This window comes from Herbaspirillum sp. B65 (assembly GCF_000333555.1).
Classification (GTDB): Bacteria; Pseudomonadota; Gammaproteobacteria; order Burkholderiales; family Burkholderiaceae_D; genus Herbaspirillum; species Herbaspirillum rubrisubalbicans.
On record NZ_BADI01000083.1, the window covers coordinates 1 to 10,629 of the forward strand.

A 10,629-nucleotide genomic window follows, 5' to 3' on the forward strand; every position below is an offset into this window, starting at 1 on the left:
TTGTTGCGGCCGGTGATGAAGATCATCTCGGTGATGCCGGCCTCCACCGCTTCTTCCACGGCGTACTGGATCAGCGGCTTATCGACGATGGGCAGCATTTCCTTGGGCTGTGCCTTGGTGGCAGGCAGGAAACGGCTGCCGAGACCGGCGACGGGGAAGACGGCTTTGGTAATTTTTTTCATGGTAGGTCCAGGTTGAGTGAATGGAAGGACGTGGCACCTTCATGGCGTGATGCTTCAGGCCTGTTTGTTGTTCTTGAACATCTTGGGTTGCAACAGCAGCGTCACGCTTGCAAGTGTGCGGTGGCAGAACCCGGCGATGGCCTGCAAGAGGCCAGCTCCGCGTGCACCCGGCTCGGTGCCGGCCGATGGCTGCGCCAGGTCGATCTTGCGCGGCAGGCTGCCTTCATTGAGTTGCTCCAGCACCGAAGCCAGTTGCGGCGCCTTCATCGAGATTTGCTGCATCAGTTGCGCCGACTCGCGGGCATAACGCGCATAGTGCTCGGCAAACTCGGCGCCACCCTGGTCTTGCGCTGCCGTGCCAAATGCATGAAGCGCAAAGGAGTTGGCGAAGGAGGGCGTCTGGCGGGCGCTGGATTCGGTGCTGGGCATGATGGGCGGCTCTCTCTGAAAGTCGGGCGGCAAATGCGGCGATGACACTGCTGCACGGTCGGGGCTGCGCTGTGCTGCACGCTGTCGTATGCCGCACTGCGCCTATGGGAAGCAAGAGTAAGAAAACTCGCGCTTCCTCTCTATAGGAATGGCTCTTTTTGCCATGTAGGAAAAGAGGAAGACTCGACGGTGCGCGCGGCCATGTGCGGCTGCCTCGACAGCCGCACATGGCGGGCTTGTCCTACAAGGAAATGGGCCGCTGTCCGATAGCTTGCGCCGGCCTGTTTTCCTACCATGACCTCATCTGTTGCGCCCGGCGCTTGCAGAGAAGAGGCGGCAGCGTAGTTGGCCCGGTCAGGGTCGTGCGCTGTTTCCGACATCCATGACCTGTTGCTTACCGAGAAGATCGCTGACCGCTGCATTGCCTTGCCCTTGCACGGGCACCTCAATACCGACGAAGTGCACTTCATCGTGCAGGCGGCCAAGGATGCCTCCAGCAATGTCGGCGCGNGGGCGGCGATCTACTGAGCGCGGGCCGCGCCTTGTCCCATTTTTCCTCTCCGGTCTCATTGACCGCATCCACCACAAAGGAGTCCTGACCATGCCCGTCGTTACTATCCAACCCTCCGGCAAGACCATCGAGGTGAGCATCGGCACCACGCTGCTGGCCGCCGTGATGAAGGCTGGCGAAGCCATTGCCAACAAGTGCCAGGGCAAGGCTGAGTGCGGCGCCTGCCACATCTTCGTGCTGGAAGGCCGCAAGAGCGTCTCGCGTACCACCCCGGCTGAAAACGCCAAGCTCGACAGCATCGTGGGCGTCGGTTCCAAGTCGCGCCTGGCCTGCCAGGTGATCGTGGGCGAGGAAGACGTCACCCTCGAATTGCTCAATTTCGCCTCCGGGCGCTGAACCAGCCTGCCCACCTGCGCCGAGGAGCCATCGCCATGCCTACCACTGAGGACACCTTGCAAGACCTGTTCGATGCACTCGCCAAGGGGGAGCTCATTCCTTACCTGGGGCCGGGCTTGCTGACGCAGGTGCCGGATTGCCCGCTGCCGGATTCACAGGAAAAACTGGCGGCGCTGCTGTCCGCTCAGGTCACGGTGCCGCACAAGATCCGCAACCGCCTCACGGCGACTGCGCAATTCATCGAGAACTTCAAGCATCGCAAGAGCCTGGTGCAACTGATGCAGGGGGCATTCTCTGCCACTGTGCCGCCGTTGCCGCTACAGCAGGTGCTGGCCGGCATGGCGGAGATCCCGATGATCGTCGCGCTCTGGTATGACGATGCCATGCGCAGCGCCATGCTGGCCAGCGGGCGGGATGACTGGGGACAGGTGCAGGGGTTGTCGCAGTCCGAGCACTTCGGTACTTGGTACCAGTATTACGATGGCGCCGGCCAGGCAGTTCAGGAGAGCATCGCGTCGAGCTGGAACACCTTGCTGTATCAGCCTATCGGCGCACATGCACCGGCCGCCAACTATCTGGTGTCGGACTCCGATTTCGTCGAAGTGCTCACCGAGATCGACATCCAGACGCCGATTCCGGCACACGTGCAGGGACTGCGGCACGGCCGTCATTTCCTGTTCATCGGCTGCCGCTTCAACGATCAGTTGCAGCGCAGTTTTGCGCACCAGATCACCAAGCGCTCGTCGGCGCGGCACTGGGCGGTGCTGGCGGAGATGCCATCGCGCAATGAACAGCGCTTCCTGGAGGAACATGGTATCGAGGTGCTGCCCATGGCAACGACGGAGTTCTCCGCCCTGCTGTGTGCGCAACTGGGGCTGCCGGTGTGATGGCTCACTTCAGTTTGTTGCGCAGTTCCGACGGACGGTAATTGCTGAAGTGTCCCTCCCGGGCGGCTTGCGCGCGGGCGCGCTGCAGGATGCCGGCGCTCTTGCCCGGCGCCTGCGGCGCCGATACCTGCCGCAGCACTGCATGGCTGCCGCAGCTCGGGCAGGCTGGCGTGTCGCCGGCGCGGACCAGTTTTTCAAAATGGGTGTCGCAGGCGGTACAGAGAAAGTCGAAAAGGGGCATGGTCGGCTCGCTGGTGTTGAAGGGGCGTTTGCGCAGGGTGGGGCAGCATTCCTGATGGCTGGCTGCCGCCCGACCCTGTGACGTCATACCGGGCGGTTTTCCTTGATCTTGATCGGCCCCATCACCTCCAACCCGCGCTGGAAGCTGATCTCCTCGAACTTGCCCTTGAAGCGCAGGGCACCGTCGGCCACCGCCAGAATCTTTTCGGCGGTGTCGAGTTTCTTGAGATCGCCACGCTCGATGCGGAACAATTCCAGCAGCTCGTTATAGACCGTCGATTCGTCCAGCGGCATCACGTAGAAGGTGGCACCGCCATAAGGAATCTGGAACCGCAGCGAAATGTCCAGGTTGCAGGCAAAGAAGAAATATTTGCCATCGGCGGCCAGCTTGTCCCCCAGCACTTCGCACAGCAGCTTGATATGTTCCAGCGAAGGCGCCATGCCGGCCAGGAAAGGAATGGTGGTAGCTCCCACGTCGGCCACCGTCATCACCTGGTCGAGCTTGATTTCCGGGGGGCGCTTTTCATCGGCCAGGCTGGCCTGGTATTTGAGCGCGATTTCGCCACGGAAGGCGACGCGTCCATTGCGTTTGGTCGGGCCCTTGAAGACCGGGCTCAGCAGACGGCCATCATTGTCCAGATCGGCCAGGGGGGTATTTGCGAGAGTGCTCATGAAGTTTCCTTATTGGTTGCACAGAAAATCGGCAGTCTTGAAAAATGCGGCACCCAGTTGCTGCCGCAACACCTCGTCGGGTACCAGTTCTTGTAGTGCCTGGTTCATGCAGGCCATCCAGGCATCACGTGCGGCAGCATCGATAGCAAAGCCCGCATGGGCGTGGCGCAGGCGCGGATGGCCGAAGGCCTCGGCATACAGCGGCGGGCCGCCCAGCCAACCGGAGAGGAACATGAACAGGCGCTGCTTGGCCGGGGTCAGGTCGCCCGGATGCATGGCGCGTACCACGGCCGCCTGGGGCAACTGGTCCATCAGAGCGTAGAAACGGTCGACCAGTTGCCGCACGACCGGCTCGCCGCCGATCTGCTGGTAATGCGGATTGGCCAGCGGCGCAGACTTCGATGCGCCCGGCATCGGGGTAGCCCGATGCGGCAGCTTCAAGGGGATGCGAGTCGCGCACATGGTCTTACATCACCGTCACCGCGATGCCCAGGCCCAAGGGCGTGCGTCGGCCCAGCTGGGCATCGACCTTGCGGCGCACGCTCTCCAGCGTAAGCGGACGCAGCAGCGTGGAGTTGGCACCTTGCGCCAGGGCTTGGCGAACATGGCGGTCATTGGCGCTGTCGCACACCACTACGATCTTCAAGGCCGGATGTTGCTGGCGCAGCTGGGCCAGCACCTCCATGCCCTCCTTGACGAGATTGCCCTGGCCCAGCAAGAGCAGGTCGGGCGGCCAATCCCGACCCTTGCGCAAGGCATTGTCCACATCGGCCAGCAGATGCGCTTCGCACTCGTCGGCGAGCATGAACTGCAGCGCCAAGCCGCTGACTTCATCACAGTCGACGATGAAGACCCGTTTGTTGTCGACCGCGCGCTGGCTGTCTACACCGATTTGCATGGTTTGCTCCTTGCGTGAGTGGATCACTGACCGGGCCGCTTGGCGCAGCCTTCTTTGCCCTGCCATTCATCCCGATAGCAAACATCGTTCCCGTTATCAGCGAGCCGCCTCTGCTTGTCTTCAGCAGGGCGCGACAAGGCCCGTGGCTGCGGGCCAGCAGGCCGAGAGGGGAGCAACAGGGTGGTTGGGTACACGGTTGTGTCGGGGATGCGGGCTTGTATCGTTCCCTACAGACCAGGTGCCGTTTGTGCGGTTTGTAACACCAGAAAGAAGTGGGTTGAGAGGCTGCGCGAAATGCCGATTTCACCAATTAAATCAATGACTTGGGATCATTTTTTGATGGTGGCACGGCATTTGCAAAGAGAGGTGTGCACCGACGATGACTTGCCGAATGCGTGACTTGAGACGAAGACCAATAAAAGTTTCGAAGCGGCGCCCCAACGGCTGCAAGTGTGATGACAAAACTGCTTTGAACGACATCTTAATTTCTTACACCAGAGCTACACCGCTTATTTCTAGGAGAATCAAATGGCCTCACTCAGACAAATCGCCTTCTATGGCAAAGGCGGCATCGGCAAGTCCACTACCTCGCAAAATACCCTGGCCGCGCTGGCCCAGATGGGGCAGCGCATCCTCATCGTCGGCTGCGATCCCAAGGCTGACTCGACCCGCCTGATCCTGCACGCCAAGGCCCAGGACACCATCCTGTCGCTGGCCGCCGATGCCGGGTCGGTGGAGGATCTGGAGCTGGAAGACGTCATGAAGATCGGCTACCAGAACATCCGTTGCGTCGAATCCGGCGGCCCGGAACCGGGCGTGGGCTGCGCTGGCCGTGGTGTGATCACCTCGATCAACTTCCTCGAAGAAGAGGGCGCCTATGATGACACCGATTACGTGTCCTACGACGTGCTGGGCGACGTGGTATGCGGTGGCTTCGCCATGCCGATTCGCGAAAACAAGGCGCAGGAAATCTACATCGTGATGTCCGGCGAGATGATGGCCATGTACGCCGCCAACAACATCTCCAAGGGCATTTTGAAGTACGCCAACTCCGGTGGCGTGCGCCTGGGCGGCCTGATCTGCAACGAGCGCAAGACCGACAAGGAACTGGAACTGGCCACCGCCCTGGCGGCCAAGCTCAACAGCAAGCTGATTCACTTCGTGCCGCGCGACAACATCGTGCAGCACGCCGAGCTGCGCCGCATGACGGTGCTGGAATACGCACCCGATTCCAAGCAGGCTGGCGAATACCGCACCCTGGCCAACAAGATCCACGAAAACGCCGGCAACGGCACCATCCCCACCCCGATCACCATGGACGAGCTGGAAGACCTGCTGATGCAGCATGGCCTGATGCCTGTCGTTGATGAATCGATGGTGGGCAAGTCGGCTGAAGTAGCGGCCTGAGCATCGTCGTCTGCCTGCTGTTGATGCTGCAAGGTCCTGGCCGCTCGCGCCTCTGTGTTCAGAAGCGAAAGCAGCCGGGACCGCAAGAAAAAGGGTAGCGCAGGTTTGTTTACCGGACTGGCATACGACCGGGTATGTCCCCCGCGACTAATTTTTATCGGAGGGCCCATGAGCCTCACAGTTGAAGAAACCACGGCACGCAATACGGAATTGATCAATGAGGTCCTCAAGGCCTATCCGGACAAGACCGCCAAGCGTCGCGCCAAGCACCTGACCACCCAGGAAGAGGGCAAGTCGGATTGCAACGTCAAATCCAACATCAAGTCGATCCCCGGCGTGATGACCATTCGCGGCTGCGCCTATGCCGGTTCCAAGGGCGTGGTCTGGGGGCCGATCAAGGACATGATCCACATCAGCCATGGTCCGGTCGGCTGTGGCCAGTACTCCTGGGGCTCGCGCCGCAACTATTACATCGGCAAGACCGGCATCGACAGTTTCGTGACCATGCAGTTCACGTCCGATTTCCAGGAAAAGGACATCGTCTTCGGCGGCGACAAGAAGCTGGAGAAGATCGTCGACGAAATCCAGGAACTGTTCCCGCTCAACAAGGGTATTTCGGTGCAATCCGAATGCCCGATCGGTCTCATCGGTGACGACATCGAAGCGGTCTCCAAGAAGAAGTCCAAGCAATACGAGGGCCATACCATCGTGCCGGTGCGCTGCGAAGGCTTCCGTGGCGTGTCGCAGTCGCTGGGCCACCACGTGGCCAACGATGCCATCAAGGAATGGGTGCTGGACAAGATGGACCCGGACAAGAACCAGTTCGTGGCGACCCCGTATGACGTGGCCATCATCGGCGACTACAACATCGGCGGCGACGCCTGGTCCTCGCGCATCCTGCTGGAAGAAATCGGCCTGCGCGTGATCGCCCAGTGGTCCGGCGACGGCACCCTCGCCGAAATGGAAAACACCCCCAAGGCCAAGCTCAACGTGCTGCACTGCTATCGCTCGATGAACTACATCTCGCGCCACATGGAAGAGAAGTTCGGCATTCCCTGGGTCGAGTACAACTTCTTCGGCCCCAGCCAGATCGAGGCGTCGCTGCGCCAGATTGCCAGCCACTTCGACGACAAGATCAAGGAAGGCGCCGAGCGTGTCATCGCCAAGTACAAGGCACTCACCGATGCCGTGATCGCCAAGTACCGCCCGCGCCTGGAAGGCAAGACCGTGATGCTGTTCGTCGGTGGCCTGCGCCCGCGCCACGTGATCGATGCCTATGGTGACCTGGGCATGAAGGTGGTCGGTACCGGATATGAATTCGGCCACAACGACGACTACCAGCGCACCACCCACTACGTGGAAGACGGCACGCTGATCTACGACGACGTGACCAGCTATGAATTCGAGAAGTTCGTCGAGAAGATCGAGCCCGATCTGGTCGGCTCCGGGATCAAGGAGAAATATGTCTTCCAGAAGATGGGCGTGCCGTTCCGCCAGATGCACTCCTGGGATTACTCGGGCCCGTATCACGGCTATGACGGCTTCGCCATCTTCGCCCGCGACATGGACATGGCCATCAACAGCCCGGTGTGGGGCATGGCCAAGGCACCGTGGAAGGCCTGAGCTGAATCGATTCGGGATGGATGGGCGCATGACTGTGTCGATCGCTCATCGTCCATCCGACCCGAGCCTGGATCATTTGATCAGTTGAATTGAAGGGGTATCATCATGCCGCAAAACGCCGATAGCGTTCTGGACCACGAGAATCTGTTCCGCCAGCCGGAATACCGCGAACTGTTCGCCCGCAAGAAAGAAGAGTTCGAGTTTGCCGTTCCGCTGGACAAGGTGCAGGACGTGGCCGAATGGACCAAGACCAAGGAATACCAGCAAAAGAACTTCGCCCGCGAGGCGCTGACCATCAATCCGGCCAAGGCTTGCCAGCCGCTGGGGGCGGTGTATGCCGCCGTCGGCTTCCAGAACACGCTGCCGTTCGTGCACGGTTCGCAGGGCTGCGTGGCGTATTACCGCTCGCACTTTTCGCGTCACTTCAAGGAGCCGACCTCCTGCGTATCGTCATCGATGACCGAAGACGCCGCCGTCTTCGGTGGCCTCAACAACATGATCGACGGCCTGGCCAACGCGCTGAGCCTGTACAAGCCGGAGATGATCGCCGTCTCTACCACCTGCATGGCCGAGGTGATCGGTGACGACCTCGACTCCTTCATCAAGAACGCCAAGGACAAGGGCAGCGTGCCGGCGGAATATGACGTGCCGTTCGCCCATACCCCGGCCTTCGTCGGCAGCCACGTGACCGGCTATGACAATGCTCTGAAAGGCATCCTGACCCACTTCTGGGATGGCAAGGCCGGTACCGTGCCGGCGCTGGAGAGAAAGCCCAACGAGCGCATCAATTTCATCGGCGGTTTCGATGGCTTCGTGGTGGGTAACCTGCCCGAGGTCAAGCGCATCTTCAAGCTGATGGGCGTGGACGGCACCATCGTGTGCGATCCCTCGGATGTCTGGAACACCCCGACCGATGGTCAATTCCGCATGTACAGCGGCGGCACCACCAAGCAGGAAGTGATTGAGGCCCTCGACGCCAAGGCCACCGTGGTGTTCCAGGAATTCAGCACGCTCAAGACCGCCAAGTACATCGCCGAGAAGGGCCAGGAAGTGGTCACGCTCAACCACCCGATGGGCGTGGCCGGCACCGACCAGTTCCTGATGGAACTGTCGCGCCTGAGCGGCCAGCCCATCCCGGCCGAACTGGAGCTGGAGCGCGGCCGCCTGGTCGACGCCATCGCCGATTCGCAGGCGCACTTGCATGGCAAGAAGTTTGCCTTGTATGGCGACCCCGACATGATGATCGGCATGACCCAGTTCCTGCTGGAGCTGGGCTGCGAGCCGACCCACATCCTCTCCACCAACGGCGACGCCGAATGGGCGGCCAAGGTGCAGGCGCTGCTGGATGCCTCTCCCTTCGGCAAGGACTGCAAGGTCTATCCCAAGCGTGACTTGTGGCACCTGCGCTCCCTGCTGTTCACGGAGCCGGTGGACTTCCTGATCGGCAATACCTACGGCAAGTACCTCGAGCGCGACTGCGGCGTGCCGCTGATCCGCCTGGTGTTCCCGGTCTTCGACCGCCATCACTACCATCGTTTCCCCATCTGGGGCTATGCCGGTGCGATGCGCGTGCTGGTGATGATCCTCGACGAATACTTCGAAGCCCTGGATGCCAATACGGTGGTGGCCGGCGAGACTGATTATTCCTACGACATCATCCGCTGAGCGCGGTGGACGTCCCGCCAGGCGGAAGGATTGCCAGGCGGGATGCGTAGTACCTCGGCAGCAACCCCGGTAAGCATGGAGAGCGATCATGACGGCCTTGAAGCTGAAGATCCAGGAAGTCTTCGAAGAACCGGCCTGCGAGAAGAACCAGGCCAAGACGGAGAAGCAACGCAAGGCCGGCTGCAGCAAGCAGCTGGCGCCGGGGGCCGCTGCCGGCGGCTGCGCCTTCGACGGCGCCAAGATCGCCTTGCAACCCATCGTGGACGTGGCCCACCTGGTGCATGGCCCGATCGCCTGCGAAGGCAATTCCTGGGATAACCGCCATGCGGCTTCGTCCGGTGTCCAGACCTATCGCACCGGTTTTACTACCGACATCAATGAGCTCGACGTCATCTACGGTGGTGAAAAGCGGCTTTACAAAGCGGTCAAGGAAATCATCGAAAAATATGATCCGCCGGCGGTGTTCGTCTACCAGACCTGTGTCACCGCCCTGACCGGCGACGACATCGAGGCCGTCTGCAAGGCCGCCAGCGCCAAGTTCGGCAAGCCGGTGATCCCCGTCAATTCGCCCGGCTTTGCCGGGGTCAAGAACCTGGGCAACAAGCTGGCCGGCGAAGCCTTGCTCGATTACGTGATCGGGACGGTCGAACCTGAATTCACGACGCCCTACGACATCAACATCATCGGCGAATACAACCTGTCCGGCGAGTTGTGGCAGATCACGCCCTTGCTCGATGCCATGGGCGTGCGGGTACTTTCCTGCATCAGCGGCGATGGGCGCTATCGCGAGATTGCCTCCTCGCACCGGGCCCGGGCATCGATGATGGTGTGTTCCAAGGCCATGATCAACGTGGCGCGCAAGATGGAGGAGCGTTATGGGATTCCCTTCTTTGAAGGATCTTTCTATGGCATCGGCGACGTCTCCGATTCGTTGCGCCAGATCGCACGCCTGCTGGTGCAGCAGGGGGCAGCAGCCGATTTGATGGATCGCACCGAAGCCTTGATCGCGGTGGAAGAGGCGCGTGCCTGGCGTCGTCTGGCGCATTACAAGCAGCGCCTGGCGGGCAAGCGTGTGCTGTTGATTACCGGCGGTGTGAAGTCTTGGTCAGTGGTGGCGGCCTTGCAGGAGGTCGGCATCGAAATCGTCGGCACCAGTGTGAAGAAATCGACGCGCGAGGACAAGGAGCGTATCAAGGAAATCATGGGGGATGAAGCCCACATGATCGACGACATGACGCCGCGCGAGATGTATGCCATGTTGAAAGAGGCGCGCGCCGACATCATGCTCTCGGGCGGACGGTCGCAATTCATCGCGCTCAAGGCCAAGATGCCCTGGCTGGACATCAACCAGGAGCGCCATCATGCCTATGCCGGCTATGAGGGCATGATCACGCTGGTGTCGGAAATCGACCGCGCCCTGTACAACCCGGTGTGGGAGCAGGTGCGCGCACCCGCACCTTGGGAGTAGCCGCATGGCCATCATCGAGACTTCCTCCAAGGCCGCGGCCGTCAACCCGCTCAAGATGAGCCAGCCGCTGGGCGCGGCCTATGCCTTCCTGGGCATGAACCGCTGCATGCCAGTCATGCATGGTTCGCAGGGCTGTACCTCCTTCGGGCTGGTATTGCTGGTGCGTCATTTCCGCGAAGCGATTCCCTTGCAGACCACCGCCATGAACGAGGTCTCCAGCATCCTGGGCGGTATGAGAACATCGAAAGGCG

13 protein-coding genes are annotated in these 10,629 nt (G+C 61.0%); 7 read left to right on the plus strand and 6 right to left on the minus strand.

Going from position 1 to position 10,629, the window contains the following annotated elements; all coding sequences use genetic code 11:
• Both I5W_RS02380 and I5W_RS02385 read right to left on the minus strand, forming a co-directional pair.
• On the minus strand, positions 1-182 hold a 182-nt coding region (locus I5W_RS02380), incomplete at its 3' end, for a sugar phosphate nucleotidyltransferase (RefSeq protein ID WP_044528035.1).
• 54 nt (positions 183-236) lie between these two features.
• Positions 237-611 (minus strand): hypothetical protein, encoded by a 375-nt coding sequence (locus I5W_RS02385; protein WP_044528036.1) that lies wholly within the window; start codon positions 609-611, stop codon positions 237-239.
• 601 nt (positions 612-1,212) lie between these two features.
• On the opposite strand from I5W_RS02385, the gene I5W_RS02390 reads away from it, so the two are divergent.
• Both I5W_RS02390 and I5W_RS02395 read left to right on the plus strand, forming a co-directional pair.
• Positions 1,213-1,518, plus strand: a complete 306-nt coding sequence (locus tag I5W_RS02390) for a 2Fe-2S iron-sulfur cluster-binding protein (protein ID WP_017453286.1) — start codon at positions 1,213-1,215, stop codon at positions 1,516-1,518.
• A gap of 35 nt (positions 1,519-1,553) precedes the next feature.
• Positions 1,554-2,405: an SIR2 family NAD-dependent protein deacylase gene (locus tag I5W_RS02395; protein ID WP_044528037.1), complete on the plus strand. Its 852-nt coding sequence runs from the start codon at positions 1,554-1,556 to the stop codon at positions 2,403-2,405.
• Positions 2,406-2,409: 4 nt separating this feature from the next.
• Here I5W_RS02395 and I5W_RS02400 read toward each other — a convergent pair whose 3' ends face one another.
• Genes I5W_RS02400 through I5W_RS02415 form a run of 4 tightly spaced genes read right to left on the minus strand, consistent with a single transcriptional unit; the run spans position 2,410 to position 4,215 of the window.
• The gene (locus I5W_RS02400) at positions 2,410-2,733 is read right to left on the minus strand and encodes an FmdB family zinc ribbon protein (RefSeq protein ID WP_017453288.1); all 324 of its coding nucleotides are present in this window, start codon (positions 2,731-2,733) and stop codon (positions 2,410-2,412) included.
• On the minus strand, positions 2,730-3,317 hold the full coding sequence (locus tag I5W_RS02405; protein WP_013234823.1) for a hypothetical protein: 588 nt from the start codon (positions 3,315-3,317) through the stop codon (positions 2,730-2,732). Before I5W_RS02405 ends, I5W_RS02400 begins: the two co-directional genes overlap by 4 nt.
• 9 nt (positions 3,318-3,326) lie before the next feature.
• Positions 3,327-3,731: a group II truncated hemoglobin gene (locus tag I5W_RS02410; RefSeq protein ID WP_044528038.1), complete on the minus strand. Its 405-nt coding sequence runs from the start codon at positions 3,729-3,731 to the stop codon at positions 3,327-3,329.
• A gap of 52 nt (positions 3,732-3,783) precedes the next feature.
• Positions 3,784-4,215, minus strand: a complete 432-nt coding sequence (locus I5W_RS02415) for a response regulator (RefSeq protein ID WP_013234821.1) — start codon at positions 4,213-4,215, stop codon at positions 3,784-3,786.
• Between the two features lie 528 nt (positions 4,216-4,743).
• On the opposite strand from I5W_RS02415, the gene nifH reads away from it, so the two are divergent.
• The 5 genes from nifH to I5W_RS02440 all read left to right on the plus strand — a co-directional run.
• On the plus strand, positions 4,744-5,622 hold the full coding sequence (gene nifH, locus I5W_RS02420) for a nitrogenase iron protein (protein ID WP_013234820.1): 879 nt from the start codon (positions 4,744-4,746) through the stop codon (positions 5,620-5,622).
• Between the two features lie 168 nt (positions 5,623-5,790).
• On the plus strand, positions 5,791-7,245 hold the full coding sequence (gene nifD, locus I5W_RS02425) for a nitrogenase molybdenum-iron protein alpha chain (RefSeq protein ID WP_013234819.1): 1,455 nt from the start codon (positions 5,791-5,793) through the stop codon (positions 7,243-7,245).
• A 105-nt stretch (positions 7,246-7,350) separates the two neighbouring features.
• Entirely contained in the window at positions 7,351-8,910 is a 1,560-nt protein-coding gene (gene nifK, locus I5W_RS02430; protein WP_044528039.1) for a nitrogenase molybdenum-iron protein subunit beta, read from the plus strand.
• A gap of 88 nt (positions 8,911-8,998) precedes the next feature.
• Entirely contained in the window at positions 8,999-10,378 is a 1,380-nt protein-coding gene (nifE, locus tag I5W_RS02435; RefSeq protein WP_044528040.1) for a nitrogenase iron-molybdenum cofactor biosynthesis protein NifE, read from the plus strand.
• A 4-nt stretch (positions 10,379-10,382) separates the two neighbouring features.
• The coding region (locus tag I5W_RS02440) for a nitrogenase component 1 (protein ID WP_044528041.1) at positions 10,383-10,629 on the plus strand (247 nt) is incomplete at its 3' end.

Bases quoted from the DNA above. Each gene is read 5' to 3' on its own strand.
- I5W_RS02395 (WP_044528037.1), top strand. From the start codon at position 1,554: ATGCCTACCACTGAGGACACCTTGCAAGACCTGTTCGATGCACTCGCC.
- nifH (WP_013234820.1), top strand. From the start codon at position 4,744: ATGGCCTCACTCAGACAAATCGCCTTCTATGGCAAAGGCGGCATCGGC.
- I5W_RS02410 (WP_044528038.1), bottom strand. From the start codon at position 3,731: ATGCCGGGCGCATCGAAGTCTGCGCCGCTGGCCAATCCGCATTACCAG.
- nifK (WP_044528039.1), top strand. From the start codon at position 7,351: ATGCCGCAAAACGCCGATAGCGTTCTGGACCACGAGAATCTGTTCCGC.
- I5W_RS02385 (WP_044528036.1), bottom strand. From the start codon at position 611: ATGCCCAGCACCGAATCCAGCGCCCGCCAGACGCCCTCCTTCGCCAAC.
- I5W_RS02415 (WP_013234821.1), bottom strand. From the start codon at position 4,215: ATGCAAATCGGTGTAGACAGCCAGCGCGCGGTCGACAACAAACGGGTC.
- I5W_RS02400 (WP_017453288.1), bottom strand. From the start codon at position 2,733: ATGACGTCACAGGGTCGGGCGGCAGCCAGCCATCAGGAATGCTGCCCC.
- nifE (WP_044528040.1), top strand. From the start codon at position 8,999: ATGACGGCCTTGAAGCTGAAGATCCAGGAAGTCTTCGAAGAACCGGCC.
- nifD (WP_013234819.1), top strand. From the start codon at position 5,791: ATGAGCCTCACAGTTGAAGAAACCACGGCACGCAATACGGAATTGATC.
- I5W_RS02405 (WP_013234823.1), bottom strand. From the start codon at position 3,317: ATGAGCACTCTCGCAAATACCCCCCTGGCCGATCTGGACAATGATGGC.
- I5W_RS02390 (WP_017453286.1), top strand. From the start codon at position 1,213: ATGCCCGTCGTTACTATCCAACCCTCCGGCAAGACCATCGAGGTGAGC.